Here is a 19,941-nt window from a genome sequence, read left to right as displayed (position 1 = left end):
GTGGGCACAGCTTCAGCGAAGCCCGCGCCGCTGCGCTACGTGCTGCTGGGCGACGGCGACAGCCCGCACCTGCTGAAGTGGGCGCGTGCGCTGGCGCAGCAGCCGGGCATCGAGCTGTGGGCCGCGTCGAGCCGCGGCTTCCTGACCGGCTTCGACACCGTGCTGCCGGCGGCCCGCCGGCTGGCGCTGGGCACGCGGCCCGACGCGGCTGGCGGCAACGTCGCGCTGCTGCGCCACCTGCCGCGGCTGGCACGCTGGCTGCGGCAGGTGGACGCGCACTGGATCCACGCCCACTACCTCAGCTCGCACGGCACGCTGGCCTGGCTGGCCCAGCGGCTGTACGGCGTGCGCGGGCGCCTGGTGGGCTCGGCCTGGGGCAGCGACATCCTGGTCACGCCGCAGCGCAGTGCGCTGCTGCGCCACACCACGCGGCGCGTGCTGAAGGCCTGCGCGCTGACCACCAGCGACTCGCAGGTGATGGCCGCGCGCATGCACGCGCTGGGCGCGGGCGAGGTGCTGGTGTTTCCGTTCGGGCTGGAGGCGATGCCGCCGGCGCCGCCGGCCAAGGACGACGGGCTGTTCTTCGCCAACCGCGGCCTCGAACCGCTGTACGCGCCGCAGCGCGTGCTGCAGGTCTTCGACGCGCTGGCGTGGCCGGGCAAGCGGCTCGTGGTGGCCAACGACGGCAGCCAGCGCGCCGCGCTGCAGGCCGCGGCGCCGGCCGGCGTGCAGTTCGTCGGCCGGCTCGACGCCGCCACGCAGGCCACGCACTACGCCGCCGCGCGCTGGTACCTCAGCCTGCCCACCAGCGACTCGGTCGCGGTCTCGGTGCTGGAGGCGATGGCGCAGGGCTGCATCCCGATCCTGTCGGACCTGCCGGCCAACCGCGAACTGGTGCGCGACGGCGAGAACGGCATCGTGCTGCGCGACGGCGAGGCGCTCACCGCGGCCCGCCTGCAGCCGCTGCTGGCGCGGGCCGAGGCCGTGGCCGCGGACAATCGGGCCTGGGTGCAAGCCCACGCGCTGTTCGCGCCCTGCGTGCAGCGTTTCGTCGACCGCCTGCGCGCGCTGTGAACATCCTCTACATCAACCACTACGCCGGCGGCCCGGCGCTGGGCATGGAGTACCGGCCCTACTACCTGGCGCGCGAATGGGTGCGGGCCGGCCACCGGGTGCAGATGCTCGCGGCCGACTTCTCGCACGTGCGGGCCAAGCAGCCGCCCGCCGGCGACAGCGTGCACGACGGCATCGCCTACCGCTTCTACGCCACGCCGCCGTACCAGGGCAACGGCCTGGGCCGCGTGCAGAACATCTGGGCCTTTCTGCGCGCGGCGTGGCGCGACACGCCGCGGCTGGTGCGCACGTTCCGGCCCGACGTGGTGATCGCCTCCAGCACCTACCCGATGGACATCTGGGTCGCGCGCCGCATCGCCCGCCGCGCCGGCGCGCGGCTGGTCTACGAGGTGCACGACCTGTGGCCGCTGAGCCCGATCGAGCTCTCGGGCATGTCGCGCCGCCACCCCTTCATCGTGCTCGTGCAGGCGGCCGAGGACGCGGCCTACCGGCACGCCGACCACGTGGTCTCGATGCTGCCCAAGGTGCACGCCTACATGGCCTCGCGCGGGCTCGACCTGAAGAAGCTGGCCATCGTGCCCAACGGCATCACGCTCGACGAGTGGCAAGGCAGCCCCGAGCCGCTGCGGGCCGACGTGGAGGCAGCGCTGCAGGCCGCGCGCGCGGCCGGCGCCACCGTGGTGGGCTACGCCGGCTCGATGGGGCTGCCGAATGCGCTGGACACCCTGCTCGACGCCGCCCGGCTGCTGCGCGGCACGCCGCTGCACTGCGTGCTGGTGGGCAGCGGCCACGAGCAGGCGCGGCTGGTGCAGCGCGTGGCCGACGAGGGGCTGGCCAACGTGCAGTTCCTGCCGCCGATCCCGAAGGCGCAGATCCCCGGCTTCCTGGCGCAGGTGGACATCGCCTACATCGGCTGGCAGCGTGTGCCGATCTACCGCTTCGGCATCGCGCCGAACAAGCTGATGGACTACATGATGGCCGGCTGCGCCGTGCTGCATGCCGTGGAGGCCGGCAACGACCCGGTGGCCGAGGCCGGCTGCGGCCTCACGGTGGCGCCGCAGGATCCGCAGGCCACCGCCGACGGCCTGCGCCGGCTGGCCGCGCTGCCGGCGGCCGAACGCCGCGCGATGGGCGAGCGCGGCCGTGCCTTCGTGCTGGCGCACCACACCTACCCGGTGCTGGCGCAGCGTTTCCTGGACGCGCTGCAATGAACGACGAACCGCGCGCGGTGGCCGAGCGCTATGCACGCCGCGCAGCGGAAGGCGTGGCCGACCGCTACAGCCCGCTGCGACCCGAGGTCTGGCAGACCCTGCACGAGCGCCAGCGTGCGCTGCTGCGCGGCCTGGCAGCGCAGGGCTTCACCGACCTGTCGGCGCTGCGCCTGGCCGAGGTGGGCTGCGGCAGCGGCGGCAACCTGCTGGAGCTGCTGCGGCTGGGCTTCGCGCCGCAGCACCTGACCGGCCTGGAACTGCTGCCCGAACGCCACGCGCAGGCCCGCCACGTGCTGCCGGCGGCCACCACGCTGTGGCTGGGCGACGCCACCGCCGCGCCGGCGTCGGTGGTGGCGCCCGGCAGCCAGCAGCTCGTGCTGCAGTCCACCGTGTTCAGCTCGTTGCTCGACGACGCCTTCCAGCAGCGCCTGGCCGACGCGATGTGGTCGTGGCTGGCGCCGGGCGGCGCCGTGCTCTGGTACGACTTCACCGTCGACAACCCGCGCAACCCCGACGTGCGCGGCGTGCCGCTGGCGCGCGTGCGGCAGCTGTTCCCGCAGGCCCGCGTGCAGGCCACGCGCGTGACGCTGGCGCCGCCGCTGGCGCGCGTGGTCTGCCGCTGGCACCCGGCGCTGTACCGCGTGTTCAACAGCGTGCCGCTGCTGCGCACGCACGTGCTGGCCTGGCTGCACAAGGGCTGAGCCGGGGCGTGCCGACCCAGCCCCGATAATTCGCCATGCCCCAAGAGTTCCTGCCATTCGCGCTGCCCGAGATCGGCGACGCCGAGATCGCCGAGGTCGTGGACACGCTGAAGTCCGGCTGGGTCACGACCGGTCCCAAGACCAAGCGCTTCGAAGAGGACTTCACGGCCTTCCTGGGCGACCCGGCCCTGGCGTCGCTGGCCGTCAACTCGGCCACCGCCGGGCTGCACCTGGCGCTGGAGGCGCTGGGCATCGGCCCCGGCGACGAGGTCATCACCACCACGCACACCTTCACCGCCACCGCCGAGGTGGTGCGCTACCTGGGCGCCGACGTGAAGCTGGTCGACATCGACCCGGCCACGCTGAACATCGACCCCGCGGCGGTGGAAGCCGCGATCACGCCGCGCACCAAGGCCCTGATGCCGGTGCACTACGCCGGGCTCGCGGCCGACATGCCGGCGCTGCTGGACATCGCGCGCCGCCACGGCCTGAAGGTGGTGGAAGACGCGGCGCACGCGCTGCCCACCACCTGCGGCGGGCAGCTCGTGGGCACGCTGGGCAGCGACGCCACGGTGTTCAGCTTCTACGCCAACAAGACCATCACCACCGGCGAAGGCGGCATGCTGGTCACGCGCGACCCCGAGCTCGCGCGCCGCGCGCGCGTGATGCGGCTGCACGGCATGAGCCGCGACGCCTTCGACCGCTTCACCGCCAAGGTGCCGAGCTGGTACTACGAGATCGTGGCACCGGGCTTCAAGTACAACCTGACCGACATCGCCGCGGCGCTGGGCATCCACCAGCTGCGGCGCGCGCGCGCCTTCCAGCAGCGGCGCGTGCAGCTCGCGGCGCTGTACGACGAGGCCCTGCGCGGCCTGCCGGTGCTGCTGCCGCCGCGGCCCGCAGCCGGCGACCTGCACGCCTGGCACCTGTACGTGCTGCGCCTGGCCGACGGTGCGCCGATCGCGCGCGACCGGCTGATCGAGGCCCTGTACGCCGACGGCATCGGCTGCAGCGTGCACTACATCCCGCTGCACCTGCAGCCCTACTGGCGCGACCGCTACGGCCTGCAGCCGGCGCAGTTCCCGCACAGCCAGCACGCCTTCGCGCACATGCTGAGCCTGCCGCTGTACACGCGCATGACCGACGCCGACGTGCTGCGCGTGGCGGCTTCGGTGCGCCGTGCGCTGGGCGGCTGAGACCCGCTGCGAAAGGGTATGGCCAAGCGCCTGTTCGACGTGCTCGTGTCCGCCGCCGCCTTGCTGCTGCTGTCGCCGCTGCTGCTGCTGGTGGCGCTGGCGGTGAAGCTCGACTCGCCGGGCCCGGTGTTCTTCCGCCAGCAGCGCGTGGGCCGGCACGGCGTGCCCTTCTCGATCCACAAGTTCCGCACCATGCAGCACGGCGCCGGCGGCCTGCCGCTGACGGTGGGCGCCGACACGCGCATCACGCGCGTGGGCGGCTTCCTGCGCCGCACGCGCATCGACGAGCTGCCGCAGTTCATCGACGTGCTGCAGGGCACGATGAGCGTCGTCGGCCCGCGCCCCGAGGTGCCGCGCTACGTGGCGCACTACCCGCCGGCGCTGCGCGCACGCGCGCTGGCGGTGCGGCCCGGCATCACCGACCCGGCCTCGCTGGCCTACATCGACGAGGCCGGGCAACTGGCCCGTGCCGCCGACCCCGAACGGGCGTACATCGAGGTCATCCTGCCGGCCAAGCTGGCGCTGGCCGCCGACTACGCCGAGCGCGCCACGCTGTGGACCGACACCGTGGTGCTGTGGCGCACGGTGCGGCGCCTGCTGGGGCAGGGCCGGCCGCCACGGCAGGGCGGGCATGGCGGGCACGCATGAGGAGCGGGCCGTGACCGCGCCCGCAGCACCGACGCCCTGGCACCGCCTGGACCTGGCGCTGGCACGGCTGCGTCCGTACCGAGAGCCGCTGTCGCTGCTGGCGGACGCGCTGGTGATTGCCGCCTGCTGGAACATCACCTACCTGTTCCGCCTGGGCTTCGAGCGCTGGATCAGCGCGCGCCCGTCCTACGACGGCTGGGTGCTGGCCGGCGTGGTGGCCGCGTACCTGGTGGCGTTCGTCGCGTTCAAGGTGCCGCAGAGCATGTGGCGCTTCAGCGGCTTCGGCGAGGTGCAGCGCCTCACCGCCGCCTGCGCGCTGGCCGGCGTGGCGGCCGCGGCCGTGGTGATGGGGCTGGGCCTGAGCAAGGTGCCGCGGGCGGTGCTGGCGCTGCACCCGGTGGTGGCGCTGATGGGCGTGTGCGTGGTGCGCATCGCCTACCGCATGCTGTACGAACACGCGCGGCGCCGCATCACCGGCAGCGAACGCGAGATCCGCCGCGCCATCGTGATGGGCGCCGGTGCCGCGGCACGGCTGCTGCTGGCCGGCATCCACGAGCAGGGCTGGGTCGTGCTGGGCCTGCTCGACGACGACCCGGCCAAGCGCCGCGCGCGCATCGGCGGCGTGCCGGTGCTGGGGCCGCTGGACGCCGTGCGCGACAAGGCCGTGCGCGGCGCCGCCACGCACATCGTCGTGGCCCTGCCGGGCGCCAGCGCCGGCCAGCGCAGGCGCGCGCTGGAGCTGGCCGCCGGCACCGGCCTGCCGGTGGTGACCGTGCCGACCGTGGACGAGCTGCGCACCGGCAAGAGCCGCATCGAACGCCTGCGCGAGATCGAGCCCGAGGACCTGCTGGGCCGCGAACCCGTGCAGCTGGACGAGGCCGGCATCGGCACCATCCTGGCCGGCAAGACGGTGCTGATCACCGGCGCCGGCGGCAGCATCGGCAGCGAGCTGTGCCGCCAGGTGGCGCGCTACGCGCCGGCGCGGCTGGTGCTGCTGGAGCTGAGCGAGTTCAACCTCTACAGCATCGAGCAGGAACTGACCGAGGCGCACCCGGCGCTGGCGCTGGTGCGGCTGATCGGCGACGTGAAGGACCTGCCGCAGCTGCAGGCGATCTTCCAGCGCTGGCGGCCGGCGGTCGTCTTCCACGCCGCGGCCTACAAGCACGTGCCGCTGATGGAAGAGCACAACGCGGCGGCGGCGCTGCGCAACAACACGCTGGGCACGCACCACGCGGCGCTGGCGGCGGCCGCGTGCGGTGCAGAACGCTTCGTGCTGATCAGCACCGACAAGGCCGTGAACCCGACCAACGTGATGGGCGCCAGCAAGCGCGCCGCCGAGATGGTGCTGTCGGCATTGGCGCCGCAGCACCCGGGCACGAAGTTCATGGCCGTGCGCTTCGGCAACGTGCTGGGCAGCAGCGGCAGCGTGATCCCGAAGTTCAAGGAACAGATCGCGCGCGGCGGCCCGGTGACGGTGACGCACCCGGACATCATCCGGTACTTCATGACCATCCCCGAGGCCGCGCGGCTGGTGCTGCAGGCCGCGGCCATCGGCCAGACCGGGCAGGTGCTGGTGCTGGACATGGGCGAGCCGGTGCGCATCGTCGACCTGGCGCGGCAGCTGATCCTGCTGGCCGGGCACACGCCGGACGAGATCCCGATCGCCTTCACCGGCCTGCGTGCGGGCGAGAAGCTGTACGAGGAACTGCTGGCCGACGCCGACGACACGTTGCCGACCACCGTGCCGCAGCTGCGCATCGCGCGGCTGGGCCGCGGCGACGCCGACGCGCTGGCCTGGCTGCACGAGACGCTGCCGGCGCTGCAGGCCGCGGCCGAGCGTGGCGAGACCGTGGCCGACGCCACCGTGCGCCAGCGGCTGCAGGCGCTGGTGCCGGAGTTCCGGCCCGGGCCGGCACGGTGAGCCGCGCCGTGCGCCTGCCGCTGCCGTTGCCGCTGTTCATCAACGGCAAGTACACCGCGCAGCGCACGACCGGGGTGCAGCGCGTGGCCGCGCGCCTGGTGCTGGCACTGGACGCGCTGCTGGTCGAGGACCCGGCTGCCGCGCAGGCGCTGGGCCCGGTGACGCTGCTGTGCCCGCCGCAGGGCGTGCCGCCCGCGCTGCGGCACATCCGGGCCCGCACGGTGGGCGTCGTCGCCCTGCCGCTGCACCTGTGGGAGCAGGCCGTGCTGCCCTGGGCCGCGCGCGGCGGCCGGCTGCTCAGTCTGGCCGGTGCCGCGCCGTACTGGGCGCGCCGGCCCGCGGCGCTGCTGCACGACGCCGCGGTGTGGGACCACCCCGAGGCCTACACGCCCGCCTTCGTGCGCTGGTACCGGCTGCTGTTCGCGCGCCAGGCGCGTGTGGCGCAGCCGCTGCTGACGGTGTCGGCCTTCTCCCAGCAGCGCCTGGCGGCCTGCCTGGGGCTGCCGCCGCAGCGGCTGCAGGTGCTGCACAACGGGGCCGACCACCTGGCCGCGGTCGCGCCCGACGACACGCTGCTGCGCCAGCACGGCCTGCAGCCGGGCGGCTTCCTGCTGGCGGTGGCCAACGCGAATCCGACGAAGAACCTCGAGGCGCTGGTGCGCGCCCACGCTGCGCTGCCGGCGCGGCTGGCGCTGCCGCTGGTGATCGTCGGCGGGCACAACCCGCGGGTCTTCCGCGACGGCACCGGGGCAGCCGCGCCGGCCGCGGCCGCCCCGGTGCTGCGCGTCGGCGTGCAGGGCGACGCCGCGCTGAAGGCGCTGTACGGCGCCGCGGCCGCGCTGGTGTTTCCGTCCGTCTACGAAGGCTTCGGCCTGCCGCCGCTGGAGGCGATGGGCCAGGGCTGCCCGGTGCTGGCCGCGCGCGCGGCCTCGCTGCCCGAGGTGTGCGGCGACGCCGCGCTGTACTGCGACCCGGCCGACCCTGCCGACATGGCGCGCGCGCTGGTGCAACTGCTCGACGATCCCGCGCTGCGCCAGCGCCTGCGTGCGGCCGGGCCGGTGCAGGCCGCGCGCTACACCTGGTCGGCCAGCGCACGCGGGCTGCTGGCGGCGCTGCTGCCTGCAGGGCAGGCCGGTGACGGGAGCAGAGCGTGAAGGTGCTGCAGGTCAGCAAGTTCTACCCGCCGCACCACGGCGGCATCGAGGCCGTGGCGCGCGACCTCAGCGCCGGCCTGGTCGCGCGCGGCGTGGCCGTCGAGGTGCTGTGCGCCAACAAGCGCCTGCGCCATGCCGACGACGTCGACGCATCGGGCGTGCGCATCACGCGCGCAGCCTCGGCCGGTCTGCTGCTGTCCACGTCGATGGCGCCGGGCCTGCTGCCGCAGCTGCGCGCGCGCCGGCAGCAGGCCGACATCGTGCATGTGCACATGCCCGACCCGCTGGCGGCGCTGGCCGTCTGGTACGCGCGGCCCGCGGGGCGCGTGGTGCTGCACTGGCACAGCGACGTCGTGCGCCAGCGCCTGGCGCGCCACGTCTACCAGCCGCTGGAGCGCTGGCTGCTGCAGCGCGCCGACGCCATCATCGCCACCAGCGCGCCCTATGCGCAGTCGTCGCCGACGCTGCAGCCCTGGCTGCACAAGGTGCGCGTGGTGCCGCTGGGCGCGCCGCCGCCGCAGCCGGCGCAGCCGCGGCTGGTCGAGGAAGCGCGGCGCCGCTACGGCGGGCGCCGCATCGTGTTCTCGCTCGGGCGCCTCACGTACTACAAGGGTTTCGACGTGCTGGTGCAGGCCGCGCGCCTGCTGCCCGACGACGTGGTCGTGGTCGTCGGCGGCGGCGGCCCGGAGCTGGCGCGCTTCCGCGCGCTGGCGCAGCAGCACGGCGTGGCCGAGCGCGTGCGCTTCATCGGCCCGATGTCGGCCGCGCGGGTCGAGGCCCACTTCGCCGCCGCCGAACTGTTCTGCCTGGCGTCCACCGTGCGCGCCGAGGCCTACGGCGTGGTCGTGCTCGAGGCGATGGCGCGCGGCCTGCCGGTGGTGGCCTCGCGCATCCCCGGCTCGGGCCTGAACTGGCTGCACCAGGACGGCGTCACCGGCCTGGCCGTGCCGCCCGGCGACGCGCCGGCGCTGGCCGCGGCGATCAACCGCCTGCTCGCCGACGCCGCGCTGCGCCGGCAGTTCGGCCACGCCGGGCAGGCCCGCTGGGCCGCGGGCCTGACTGCACAGACAATGAGCGACCTGATCCTGGACCTGTACCGGGACCTGCTGGCGCTGCCGCCGGCGGGCACCGACCACGAGAGCCCCCCTTGAAGATCCTGCTCGAGATGCGCCCGGCGCTGGACGGCCACGCCGGCATCCCCCAAGAAGCGCGGCTGCTGTTCCGCGGCCTGAGCACCATCGACGGCTTGCACATCGAAGGCCTGCTGCAAAGCAGCAACCGCGTCATCTCGATGGGCCTGCCGCCGCCGGGCAGCGCGCAGCTGGCACGGCTGAGCGCCGACCGCCGCATCCACCTGCTGTCGCGCGTGGTGATCTCGCTGAAGCAGGGCGACCGCCGGCGCGTCTCGGAATTCGTGTCCGAGGCGCTGCGCAACCTCACCGCACCCACCGCGATGCTGGCGCGGCGCTTCTTCGGCCTGCGCGAGCGTCTGGGCCTGTTCGAGGCCGAGCACTTCTCCGACTTCGTCTGGCGCGACCTGTTCGCGCGCACGCTGCCGGTGGAAGACCACGACGTCGTCGCGCGGGCCGGCTTCCGCGTCGCGCGCGTGCCGTGGAACGCCATGCACGCCGGCGGCCTGATGACGCGGCGCCTGGGTCGCGCGCTGTACCCGCGGCTGGACACGCGCGGCTACGACGTGATGATCGCCGAGACCCCGTACCCGGGCGACGTGATGCCGGGCACGCAGATGGTGGTGCGCTACCACGACGCGATCCCGCTGCTGATGCCGCACACCATCACCGACAAGGCCTTCCACCAGGCCGCGCACTACAACGCGCTCAAGCGCAACGTCGACAGCGGCGCCTGGTTCGCCTGCGTCTCCGACGCCACGCGGCGCGACCTGCTGCGCATCTTTCCGCAGGTCGAGCCGCGCACCGTGACCATCCACAACATGGTCTCGCACCACTACCACGCGCAGGACGAGTGCAGCCCCGAGCGCATCCACGAGATCGTGCGCACGCGGCGCAACACGCTGGTGGCCGGGCACGAACCCGACGCCGGGCGCTGGGCGGCGCGGCCGCTGGACTACCTGCTGATGGTGTCGACGGTGGAGCCGCGCAAGAACCACGCGACGCTGCTGTCGGCCTGGGAGCAGCTGCGCGTGGAGCGCTACCCCGACCTGAAGCTGGTGATCGTCGGCGCGCTGGGCTGGGACCACAAGCCCATCGTCAAGCGCTTCGCGCCCTGGCTGGCGCGCGGCGAGGTGCAGTTCCTCGAGGAAGTGCCGGCGGCCGAACTGCGGCTGCTGTACCGCCACGCGGTGGCCACCGTGTGCCCGAGCTACGGCGAAGGCTTCGACTTCTCGGGCGTCGAGGCCATGCGCTGCGGCGGCGCGGTGGTGGCGTCGGACATCGCCGTGCACCGCGACGTGTTCCGCGACGCGGCCGAGTACTTCAACACCTATTCGCCGCTCGACCTGGTGCAGGCGCTGTCGCGCGTGATCGACCCGCTGGCGACCGCGCGCCGCGACGAGCTGGTCGCGCGCGGGCACGTCGTCTCGGCCGACTACGTGCCCGACCGCATCCTGCCGCAGTGGCGCACGTTCCTGACCGGGCTGCGCGCGCCGAAGCCGGTCTGATCAGCGGGCGGCCGCCAGCCGCACGCAGCGGCCGCCGTCCAGCACCGCCTGCACGCGTTCGCGCACCACGCGGTGGCCGGCGTCGTTGAGGTGGATGCCGTCGCCGGCGGCATAGGCCGCGGCGATGTGGCCGTTGCCGTCGGCCAGCGCGGCGAACAGCGCCACGAAGCAGGGGCCGGCCTGCGCGGCCAGGCGCTGGTCGAGGTCGGCGAGCACCGCGCGCTGGCTGCCGGTCAGGCCGTCGCGCGGCTGCACGCCCAGCACCAGCGCCGCGGCGCCCGCGGCCTGCGCGGCGCGCTGCAGCGCCAGCAGGTTGGCCGCGGTTTCGTCGGCCGTGTAGCCCGCGGCGGTGTCGTTGGTGGGAAAGGACAGCAGCACCAGCTTGGGCGCGAACTGCAGCGCGCGCGTGATGTTGACCGCGGTGTCGGGCGCGGGCCGGCCCGCCGGCGGGTTGCTGCCGGTGGCCAGCGCCTGGTAGGTCAGCGTGCCGTTGCGCGCGATGTTCTGCAGCACCACCTGCCGTGCCTGCGCGGCCCCTTGCAGCTGGCTGGCCCAGCCCTGGCCGCTGCTGGCGCCGGTGCCGGCGGCGCTGGACGAGCCCAGCACGACCCAGGTGCCGGGCGCCACCACCGGCGCGGGCGGTGGCGCAGCCTGCGGCGCATCGGCAGCGCCGCCCCCGCCGCAGCCGGCCAGCAGCAACACTGCGCAGATGCCTGGCCAGTGCCGCCGCGCGGCCCCGGCCGTCAACGTGCGCCCCCGGCACGCATGGCGTGGGCGATGGCTTCCTCGTCGCACACCACGTCGGCGGCGCCGCCACCCTGCAGGTCCAGCGCCGCCGGCGCCGGGCCCGGCGTGCGCTGGCCGGCCAGGCAGTGCTGCGTGAACAGCCGCATCACGTGCTGCACGCCGGTGTCGGTGACCTGGCGCAGGTCGTCGGCGTAGTAGCGGCCGCCGGCGGCGGGCGAGGTGATCACCTCGTACGACGGAAAGTAGTGCACGTGGTCGAAACGGCGCGTGGCCTCGTCGGCCGCGACCCGCAGCACTGCCTTGCTGAGCGTGGTGGAGGTCCACACGTGCCGCGGCTCGGCGGTGGCCATCAGCGGCACCGGCGACACCGTCAGCAGCCAGCGGCAGCCGGGGTTCACGGCCTGCACCTTCTGCACCAGCGCCGCGAGGTCTGCCGTCACGGTGGCGGCATCGAAGTTCTCGAAGGCGTGCTCGGCGGGGTCGTAGCTGCCGCCGGCCACGCCGGGCGCCAGCGGGAACACGGCGCCGTCGCGGCGGTCGAGCCAGGCCTCCGTGAGGCCCAGGGTGAAGACCAGCCACGCACTGCGCTCGAACATCGTGCGCACCTGCGCCAGGTGCTGCGTGCAGGCCGCCACCACCTCGTCAGCGCTGGCAAATCCCTCGGGCAGCACCTGCGGCCGGAAGGGGTCCACCCAGCGCCCGTCGGGCCGCTGCCAGGCCTGCGCCTGCGGCGTGAAGTGGCCGAACGCGCGGTCGAACAGCTGCAGCGCCTGGCGCACCGTGTAGACGTTGCCGTAGCGCGCCGAGAACAGCCCGTACTGCTGCGCGCTCGCCTGTTCCGCAGACAGGTCGGGCGGGGGCGTCTCGGTGACGTAGTAGGTGCAGCCGCTGCGCTGCAGGTGGCGCGCGATGTGCTGCGCGAAGCAGCTGCCGAGCGTGGCGACCTTCTCGCGCGGGCCGATGCGCGGGGCGTCCACCACCGGGTCGATGTGGCCGGGGGCCACGGCGCTCATCGCGCGGTTCCAGAACTGGTGCGGCGGGGCGTCCTTGTACGGGTGGGCCATGGTCGGGTGGGGCGTGGTGGCGTCAGCGCGGAGGCAGGCCGGCGCGCTCGCGCAGCACGCGGTCGAGCGCCGTGGTGTCGGCCCAGCGGATCTCCAGGTCGGCCGGTGCGATCTCCTGCGCGCGGTAGGCCGCGTAGGCGTGGCGCACGTAGGCGTCGGCGCCGCGCAGGTAGTCGTTGCGGGTGACGAACTTCCAGGTCAGGCTGCCGGTGTCCAGCGCCAGCGCCTGCGCGATCTCGGGGTAGACGGGCCACACCGTCGAGGCCAGCCCGTCGACCAGTTCGCCCGGCGCCGGCTCGTCCAGCACCTCGATGCCGGCGCGGCGCGCCGCCATGCGCGCCAGCAGCGCCACCGCCGCCAGGTGCGGGTGGTTGGGCGTGTGCATGAAGCAGCCCAGGCGCTGCACGCGCAGCAGCCAGGTGTCGAAGTCGGGCGCCAGGTCGCTGGCGGCGAAGCTCTTGCGCAGGCCGTTCACGGCGGTGTGCCAGGCGTCGAGGTAGCCCAGCGCGCGGTAGGTGTCGCCATGGAACAGCGCGGCGGCCTGCTCGGCAGGCAGCCCCTGGCCGTAGGCCCAGGCCACGATGGCCGAGTTGTAGTGCTGGTTCGTCAGCTGCTGCCGGCCGCGGTGCTGCGCGTAGCAGACGTCGGGATGGAAGGCGTTGAAGTGCAGCGCGGGCACGCTGAGCAGCTGCGCGCCGCTGCGCGCGCCCTCGGCGAACACCTCGCGCGCGATCTTGCTGGCGGGGTTGACCAGCCACACGTCGGCGCGTGCGGCCTGCGCACGCAGTTGCGCGCGCTGTGCGTCTTCCGACAGGTTCAGGCTGGTCAGCGGCACCACTTCGGCCACGCCGCAGCTGGCGGCGATGACGCTGGCCACGCCCGGCGCCTGGCAGTTGCCCAGCACCAGCACCACCGGGCCGTCGCGCCGGTAGGCGCCCTTGCGCACCGTGCTGCCCGGCGTGGCGGCGGCGCCGGCCGCGCGCTGCTGGCGGCGCTGGTACTCGGCCGAATCCAGGAACGACTGCACCAGCGCACGCTGCGAGCTGCTGCGCAGGTGGCCGGCGATGGCGGCATCCGACTCGGGCGGGCGGCCCAGGAACTGCCGGTAGGCCCAGGCCACGTCGTCGCGCGTGACGCCGCCGCGGCCTTCGGGGGCGGCGGCATGCCAGCGGCGGTGCAGCCGCTGCGCCAGCGTGGGGCTGCCGTCGGCCGACGTGGTGAGCCAGGCGCGCGTGCGGCGCAGCAGCCGCTGCCAGGGCGCGTTGGCGCGGCGTGCCGCGGCGGCGTCGGCCAGCGCCAGGGCATCGGCGGCGCTGTCGCTGCGCTCGGCCGGGGTGCCGGGCGCGCCGGTCCCGCCTGCCTGGGGTGCCGCGCTGCGACGGCGCTGCAGCGCCTGCAGCGCGGCCAGCCCGGGGCCGTCCTGCGGGTGGCGGTCGAGGAACCAGTCCAGGTGCGCCTGGCAGGCATCGAGCTCGCCGCGCGCCAGGTGGATCTCGGCCAGCGTGCGCCGCCCCAGGTCGAGGTAGGGGCTGAGCTGCATCGCGCGTTCGCCCAGCGCCAGTGCCCAGCGCAGCTTGCCGCGATCCAGGCAGGCGTGCGCCAGCACCTGGTGGTACATGCCCGAGCGGCCCTTCGCGCGCCGGTCCAGCGGCGGCAGCGGCTGGCCCTGGATCAGCGCCCGGATGCAGACCGTGATGTAGCCGATCTCGGCCAGGAACTGGTTCGACGGGTGGCCCGCGTACGGGATGCGCACGTACTGCGCATGCGGCCACGAGGGCTGCACCTCGTGCTCGACGAAGCGCTGGTCCTGCACGTCCTTGGGGTCGTAGAACACCACCGCCGGGCTGGTGGCCGGCGGCTGCGCGCCGAAGCGCTCGTGCAGGAAGCGCACCTGCCGCTGCCAGTGCGGGATGCCGTGCTCGGGGTGGACCGAGACCCGCGGCGAGCTGCTGATCACCATGTCGTAGCCGTGCGCACAGTAGTACAGCACCGCGTAGGCGCCCAGGCTCGAGCCGTAGGCCAGGCGGCGGCGGTAGCGCTGCAGCACGGGCGCCACCAGCGCCTGCAGACGTTCGCGCGGCAGCACCTGGTAGAAGTGCTCGCGCTTCTTGCGCACGGCGATGGTGTCGACGCCGCTCTTGAGCAGGAAGTCGACGCCGAACGGGCGCATGTCCATGCGCCACATGATCGGGTCGAAGGTCAGCGCGACCGTGTCGCTGGCCGGCTGCAGGCGGTGCAGTTCGATGCGCAGGTCGTCGTCGTCGAGCAGCACCTCCACCACCGGGCCGGTGGCGGCGGGGGCCGCAGGCGAGGCGGGTGCGGGGAGGGGGGCGGAGACACTCACGTCGGCGGACAGGGGCAGGTCAGGACCAGATCAAGGGTGGGATTGTCGCCTGCCCGCCGCGGCCGGCCGGGCAGCGCCAAGGCCTACGGGTCCCATTGCATCGCATCGAGTTGGCACACCAGCGCGCGCCGGTCCTGCGAGCCCCGCTCTACCTGCGCCGGCACGAACGGCGTCGGGCTGCGCAGCCACCAGTGCTGCAGCGCATCGGGCGAGGCCGCCACCGGCAGCACCCACTCGAAGGGCCCGCGGCGCTGCAGCGTCAGCGTGTGCACGCTGCCGTCGGGCGCGTGCGCCTGCAGCTCCAGCGGCCCGGCCTGCGGGCCGGTGTGGCGGCCGCGCAGGCGCAGCCGGCCGGCGCGGGCCGGCCGCAGCCGCAGCGCCGTCTCGGCCGTGAGCCAGCCGTCGGCCTGCGCCGCCACGTGGGCGTCGGGCAGGCTCAGCTGCAGCCCGCGGTGGCCCAGCAGCGCGCGCACCGCGGTGTTGCGGCCCGCCGGCGACAGCCAGGGCTCGGCACGATGCAGCACCTGCTGCAGGCGCTGGCGCGGCGTCTCGGCGCTGCCGTCGGGCAGCCCGGCGGTGAACTCGTCGAAGTAGGTGGCCAGCCAGTGCCCGGGTGCCGGGCCGAGATGGCGGTGGATCAGCTGCAGCGCCTCGAGCGCCACGCCCTCGCGCTGGCGCAGCGTGATGCCGGCGTCGTGCAGCCGGCTGTGCGCCTGCACGGCGCCGACGTAGCCGATGCGGCCGGGAAAGGCCTTCCACAGGCGCAGCCAGGCGTCGAAGTCGAACGCGGTGCGCAGCGCCGTGTCCAGCGGCAGCAGGCGTTCGGCCGCCTCGCGGCGCAGGAACACGGTGGGCTGGCAGATCGGGCAGCCGTCGGCCCAGGTGGCCAGCGGCGTGCCGGGCGCGCAGGTGGGGTAGCGGCCGAGCGGCCGGCCGCCCGCGTCGACGTGCTCGCCTTCGCCGTAGACCAGCACGTCGCCGGGGTGGGCCGCGAAGTGCGCCAGCGCACGCGCGATCGCGCCCGGCGTGTAGAGGTCGTCGGAGTTGAGCCAGCCGACGACGGCGACGGCGGGGTCGGCCAGCGCGCGCGCGAAGGCGCGGTTCAGCGCGTCGGCCGGGCCGGCGTCGGGCTCGCTGCGCAGGTCCAGGCCGGGGTGCGCGGCGGCCAGCGTGTGCAGCAGGTCCAGCGTGCCATCGGTGCTGGCGCCGTCCTGCACCACCAGGCGCAGCCCGGGGATGCCTTGTGCGAACACGCTGGCGACGGCCTCGGCGATGAAGCCAGCCTGGTTGCGCGTGGGCATGACCACCGCGACGGCGGCGGCCGCGGCGGGGTGCGCGTGGGGATCGGGCAGGGTGGTCATCGGCACGGCTTCAGGTGTCGCCGCCGTAGAGGTCGCGGCTGTAGACCTTGTCGCGCACGTCGGCCAGCTCGGCCGTGACGCGGTTGGCCAGGATCACGTCGCAGCTCTGCTTGAAGCGCGCCAGGTCGCCCTCGACCGGCGCGCCCTCGAAGCCGTCCGCGTGCAGCGTGGGTTCGTAGACCTGCAGCGCCACGCCGCGTGCGCGCAGCCGCTGCATCACGCCCTGCACGCTGGAGGCGCGGAAGTTGTCGGAGCCGGTCTTCATCACCAGCCGGTACACGCCCACCAGGCGCGGCTGCAGCTGCAGCACGCTGTCGGCGATGAAGTCCATGCGCGTGGCGTTGGACTCCACGGTGGCGCGGATCAGCGTCTGCGGCACGTCGCGGTAGTTGGCCAGCAGCTGGTGCGTGTCCTTCGGCAGGCAGTAGCCGCCGTAGCCGAAGCTGGGGTTGTTGTAGTGCTGGCCGATGCGCGGGTCCAGGCACACGGCGTCGATGATGGCGCGCGCGTCGAGGCTGTGGGCCGCGGCGTAGGTGTCGAGCTCGTTGAAGAAGGCCACGCGCATCGCCAGGTACGTGTTGGCGAAGAGCTTGATGGCCTCGGCCTCGGTGCTGCCGGTCAGCAGCACCGGCACGTCGGCGCGCAGCGAGGCTTCGCGCAGCAGCCCGGCGAAGAGTTCACCGCGGGCCGAGCGCTCGCCCACCACGATGCGGCTGGGGTGCAGGTTGTCGTGCAGCGCACGGCCCTCGCGCAGGAACTCGGGCGAGAAGATCAGCCGGTCGGTGCCGTGGCGCCGGCGCAGGGTCTCGGTGAAGCCCACCGGCACCGTGCTCCGGATCACCACCAGCGCGTGCGGGTTGCGGGCCAGCACCGCCTGCACCACAGATTCGACCGACGAGGCGTCGAAGCCGCCGGTCGCGGGGTCGTAGTCGGTGGGCGTGGCGACGATCACGATGTCGGCGCCGGCGTAGGCCTCGGCGGCGTCCAGCGTGGCGTGCAGCTGCAGCGGCACGTGTGCCAGGTAGTGCGCGATGTCGGGGTCGGCGATCGGCGAGCGGCGCGCGCGCAGCGCCTGCACCTTGGCCGGCACGATGTCGTGCACGCGCACACGGTGCCGCTGCGCCAGCAGCACGGCCAGCGACAGGCCCACGTAGCCCATGCCGGCGACGGCGATGTCGAGCACGCGCTCCATGCGGCGGCGTGGCCGGGCCGTCAGCGCCGGGCCTCGCCCTGGTGGGCGAGGAACCAGGCGTAGGCGTCGCGCAGGCCGTCTTCGAGCCCGATCTGCGCCCGCCAGCCCAGCGCGGCCAGGCGCGACACGTCCATCAGCTTGCGCGGCGTGCCGTCGGGCTTGCTGCGGTCCCACACCAGCGTGCCGGTGTAGCTGGTGACGCGGGCGATGGTCTCGGCCAGCGCGCGGATGCTGCAGTCGACCCCGGTGCCGACGTTGATGTGGCTGAGCATCGGCTGCGTGTGCGCGCGGTACACGCTGTCGGGCAGCTGCATCACGTGCACGCAGGCGGCGGCCATGTCGTCGACGTGCAGGAACTCGCGCATCGGCGTGCCGCTGCCCCAGATCACGACCTCGGGTGCCTGCGCCTGCACCGCTTCGTGGAAGCGGCGCAGCAGCGCGGGGATGACGTGCGAGTTCTCGGAATGGAAGTTGTCGCCCGGCCCGTACAGGTTGGTGGGCATCACGCTGCGGTAGTCGCGGCCGTGCTGGCGGTTGTAGCTCTCGCACAGCTTGATGCCGGCGATCTTGGCGATGGCGTAGGGCTCGTTGGTGCTCTCCAGCGTGCCGGTGAGCAGCGCGTCCTCGCGCATCGGCTGCGGCGCCAGGCGCGGGTAGATGCAGCTCGAGCCCAGGAACAGCAGGTGCTGCACGCCGGCCACGTGGGCGGCGTGCACCACGTTGCACTCCATCATCAGGTTCTCGTGGATGAACTCGGCCGGGTAGCTGTTGTTGGCGTGGATGCCGCCCACCTTGGCCGCGGCCAGCACCACGTGCGCGATGCGGTGGTCGCCGAAGAACTGCCGCACCCGTGCCGGGTCGGTGAGGTCGAGCTCGGCGTGCGTGGCGGTGAGGATGTTGTCGTGGCCCAGGGCCTGCAGCCGGCGCACGATGGCCGAGCCGACCATCCCGCGGTGGCCGGCCACGTAGACCGGAGCGTCGGGTGCCATGCGCGTCAGCCCGCTTCGCGCGAGACGGCCACGTCATGCCCGTGCCGGCGCAGCAGCGCCGTGCGGCGGGCGGCCTGCAGGTCGGAGGCCACCATCTCGGCGCACATCTGCTGCGCGGTGATCTCGGGCACCCAGCCGAGCTGTTGGCGCGCCTTGCTCGGGTCGCCCAGCAGCGTCTCGACCTCGGCGGGCCGGAAGTAGCGCGGGTCGACCGCGACCACGCAGTCGCCCACCTGCAGCGCGGGCGCCTTGTCGCCGCTGACGGCGGCCACCAGGGCCTTCTCGTCGACGCCCGTGCCTTCGAAACGCAGCGTCACGCCGAGCTCGGCCGCCGCCCACTGGATGAATTCGCGCACCGAGTACTGCACGCCGGTGGCGATGACGTAGTCCTCGGGCTGCGGCTGCTGCAGCATCATCCACTGCATGCGCACGTAGTCCTTCGCGTGGCCCCAGTCGCGCAGGCTGCCGAGATTGCCCAGGTACAGGCACTTCTCGAGACCCTGCGCGATGTTGGCCAGGCCGCGCGTGATCTTGCGCGTGACGAAGGTCTCGCCGCGGCGCGGGCTCTCGTGGTTGAACAGGATGCCGTTGCAGGCGTACATGCCGTAGGCCTCGCGGTAGTTCACCGTGATCCAGTAGGCGTAGAGCTTGGCCACCGCATACGGGCTGCGCGGGTGGAAGGGCGTGGTCTCCTTCTGCGGCGTCTCGCGCACCAGGCCGTACAGCTCGGAGGTGCTGGCCTGGTAGAAGCGCGTGGTCTTCTCCAGCCCGAGGAAGCGGATGGCCTCCAGCAGCCGCAGCGTGCCCATGGCGTCGACGTCGGCCGTGTACTCCGGCGCCTCGAAGCTGACGGCGACGTGGCTCTGCGCGCCCAGGTTGTAGACCTCGTCGGGCTGCACCTCGCGCAGGATGCGCGTGAGGTTGGAGCTGTCGGTGAGGTCGCCGTAGTGCAGCACGAAGCGCTGGTGCTCGACGTGCGGGTCTTCATAGATGTGGTCCACGCGCTGCGTGTTGAACAGCGAGGCGCGGCGCTTGATGCCGTGCACCTCGTAGCCCTTTTCCAGCAGGAACTCGGCGAGGTAGCTGCCGTCCTGGCCGGTGACGCCGGTGATGAGAGCACGTTTCATGGCAGGCCTGTGGGTGTGCGGTGGAGACGGAGGGTCAGCGGGCAGAAGCGTTGTGGCGCGTGTCGAACTCGCGCAGCGCCGCGGGCAGGTCGACGACGGCACCGACGCGCTCGCAGAAGTCCTGGAAGTCGGCCCGGGCGGTCTCCAGGTGCACGTCCATCCTGTGCGTCTTGTCCTTCAGGAATGCCCGGATGTTGCTGTCCACGGTGTTGCAATAGTCCAGTGCCACGGCCATCGGGTCGGTCGACTCGGGCAGGCCCATGATGATGCCACTGCCCCTGTAGGCCTTGATGATGCCGCCCGCGTAGCGCTTGACGAAGCTGGCCGCGGTGTCGGGGTGGTTGCGCTGCAGGTGCACGTAGAACGCCGTGTCGCCGTAGGTCGCGTCGAGCCGGCCCAGCAGCCAGGACAGCCGGTTGTCGGCTTCGATGTGCTGCGCCGGGTAGGCCAGGCGCTCTGCGCCCAGCAGCGACGAGCGCGACTCGTGCGCCGACGTGAAGTTGGTGATGTGGTGGCAGGCCTCGATGAAGGTGGACGAGCCGCAGCGGCCGGTGCAGAGGACGAAGACGTTCAT

At 73.6% G+C, this 19,941-nt stretch carries 17 protein-coding genes; 9 read left to right on the top strand and 8 right to left on the bottom strand.

What is annotated here, in order from left to right; translation table 11 throughout:
- The 9 genes from ACPOLB_RS11940 to ACPOLB_RS11900 are packed head-to-tail and all read left to right on the top strand — an operon-like array spanning nucleotide 1 to nucleotide 10,543.
- Nucleotides 1-1,074, top strand: a complete 1,074-nt coding sequence (locus ACPOLB_RS11940; RefSeq protein ID WP_425261584.1) for a glycosyltransferase — start codon at nucleotides 1-3, stop codon at nucleotides 1,072-1,074.
- Nucleotides 1,071-2,285 (top strand): glycosyltransferase family 4 protein, encoded by a 1,215-nt coding sequence (locus ACPOLB_RS11935; RefSeq protein WP_425261583.1) that lies wholly within the window; start codon nucleotides 1,071-1,073, stop codon nucleotides 2,283-2,285. The genes ACPOLB_RS11940 and ACPOLB_RS11935 overlap by 4 nt, the downstream gene beginning before the upstream one ends.
- A complete protein-coding gene (locus tag ACPOLB_RS11930) occupies nucleotides 2,282-2,986 on the top strand; it encodes a methyltransferase domain-containing protein (protein WP_425261582.1) in 705 nt (234 codons plus the stop codon). The genes ACPOLB_RS11935 and ACPOLB_RS11930 overlap by 4 nt, the downstream gene beginning before the upstream one ends.
- Nucleotides 2,987-3,021: 35 nt before the next feature.
- Nucleotides 3,022-4,182 carry a DegT/DnrJ/EryC1/StrS family aminotransferase gene (locus ACPOLB_RS11925; protein WP_425261581.1) on the top strand — a complete coding sequence of 387 codons (1,161 nt, stop codon included), beginning with the start codon at nucleotides 3,022-3,024 and terminating at the stop codon, nucleotides 4,180-4,182.
- Between the two features lie 18 nt (nucleotides 4,183-4,200).
- Nucleotides 4,201-4,830 carry a sugar transferase gene (locus tag ACPOLB_RS11920; RefSeq protein WP_425261580.1) on the top strand — a complete coding sequence of 210 codons (630 nt, stop codon included), beginning with the start codon at nucleotides 4,201-4,203 and terminating at the stop codon, nucleotides 4,828-4,830.
- Nucleotides 4,831-4,840: 10 nt separating this feature from the next.
- Complete coding sequence (locus tag ACPOLB_RS11915; RefSeq protein ID WP_425261579.1) at nucleotides 4,841-6,751, top strand: polysaccharide biosynthesis protein; 1,911 nt, start codon at nucleotides 4,841-4,843, stop codon at nucleotides 6,749-6,751.
- On the top strand, nucleotides 6,748-7,905 hold the full coding sequence (locus ACPOLB_RS11910; protein WP_425261578.1) for a glycosyltransferase family 4 protein: 1,158 nt from the start codon (nucleotides 6,748-6,750) through the stop codon (nucleotides 7,903-7,905). Before ACPOLB_RS11915 ends, ACPOLB_RS11910 begins: the two co-directional genes overlap by 4 nt.
- The gene (locus ACPOLB_RS11905) at nucleotides 7,902-9,056 is read left to right on the top strand and encodes a glycosyltransferase (RefSeq protein WP_425261577.1); all 1,155 of its coding nucleotides are present in this window, start codon (nucleotides 7,902-7,904) and stop codon (nucleotides 9,054-9,056) included. The genes ACPOLB_RS11910 and ACPOLB_RS11905 overlap by 4 nt, the downstream gene beginning before the upstream one ends.
- Nucleotides 9,053-10,543: a glycosyltransferase family 4 protein gene (locus ACPOLB_RS11900; protein ID WP_425261576.1), complete on the top strand. Its 1,491-nt coding sequence runs from the start codon at nucleotides 9,053-9,055 to the stop codon at nucleotides 10,541-10,543. The genes ACPOLB_RS11905 and ACPOLB_RS11900 overlap by 4 nt, the downstream gene beginning before the upstream one ends.
- On the opposite strand, the gene ACPOLB_RS11895 is transcribed toward ACPOLB_RS11900, so the two are convergent.
- From ACPOLB_RS11895 to ACPOLB_RS11860, 8 genes are all read right to left on the bottom strand, one after another.
- Entirely contained in the window at nucleotides 10,544-11,245 is a 702-nt protein-coding gene (locus ACPOLB_RS11895; protein WP_425261575.1) for an SGNH/GDSL hydrolase family protein, read from the bottom strand.
- Between the two features lie 41 nt (nucleotides 11,246-11,286).
- On the bottom strand, nucleotides 11,287-12,354 hold the full coding sequence (locus ACPOLB_RS11890; RefSeq protein WP_425261574.1) for a GSCFA domain-containing protein: 1,068 nt from the start codon (nucleotides 12,352-12,354) through the stop codon (nucleotides 11,287-11,289).
- 22 nt (nucleotides 12,355-12,376) lie between these two features.
- Nucleotides 12,377-14,698 carry a WcbI family polysaccharide biosynthesis putative acetyltransferase gene (locus ACPOLB_RS11885; RefSeq protein ID WP_425261573.1) on the bottom strand — a complete coding sequence of 774 codons (2,322 nt, stop codon included), beginning with the start codon at nucleotides 14,696-14,698 and terminating at the stop codon, nucleotides 12,377-12,379.
- An 83-nt stretch (nucleotides 14,699-14,781) separates the two neighbouring features.
- On the bottom strand, nucleotides 14,782-16,059 hold the full coding sequence (locus ACPOLB_RS11880) for a glycosyltransferase (RefSeq protein WP_425261572.1): 1,278 nt from the start codon (nucleotides 16,057-16,059) through the stop codon (nucleotides 14,782-14,784).
- A gap of 10 nt (nucleotides 16,060-16,069) precedes the next feature.
- Nucleotides 16,070-17,251 (bottom strand): nucleotide sugar dehydrogenase, encoded by a 1,182-nt coding sequence (locus ACPOLB_RS11875; protein ID WP_425261571.1) that lies wholly within the window; start codon nucleotides 17,249-17,251, stop codon nucleotides 16,070-16,072.
- Nucleotides 17,252-17,271: 20 nt separating this feature from the next.
- Nucleotides 17,272-18,240: a GDP-L-fucose synthase gene (gene fcl / locus ACPOLB_RS11870; RefSeq protein ID WP_425261570.1), complete on the bottom strand. Its 969-nt coding sequence runs from the start codon at nucleotides 18,238-18,240 to the stop codon at nucleotides 17,272-17,274.
- Nucleotides 18,241-18,245: 5 nt separating this feature from the next.
- Complete coding sequence (gene gmd, locus ACPOLB_RS11865; RefSeq protein WP_425261569.1) at nucleotides 18,246-19,367, bottom strand: GDP-mannose 4,6-dehydratase; 1,122 nt, start codon at nucleotides 19,365-19,367, stop codon at nucleotides 18,246-18,248.
- 34 nt (nucleotides 19,368-19,401) lie between these two features.
- On the bottom strand, nucleotides 19,402-19,941 hold the full coding sequence (locus ACPOLB_RS11860; RefSeq protein WP_425261568.1) for a hypothetical protein: 540 nt from the start codon (nucleotides 19,939-19,941) through the stop codon (nucleotides 19,402-19,404).

It is taken from the genome of Rubrivivax soli, from assembly GCF_049810355.1.
Classification (GTDB): Bacteria; Pseudomonadota; Gammaproteobacteria; order Burkholderiales; family Burkholderiaceae_C; genus Rubrivivax.
This window is presented reverse-complemented; position numbering and strand designations above follow the sequence as displayed.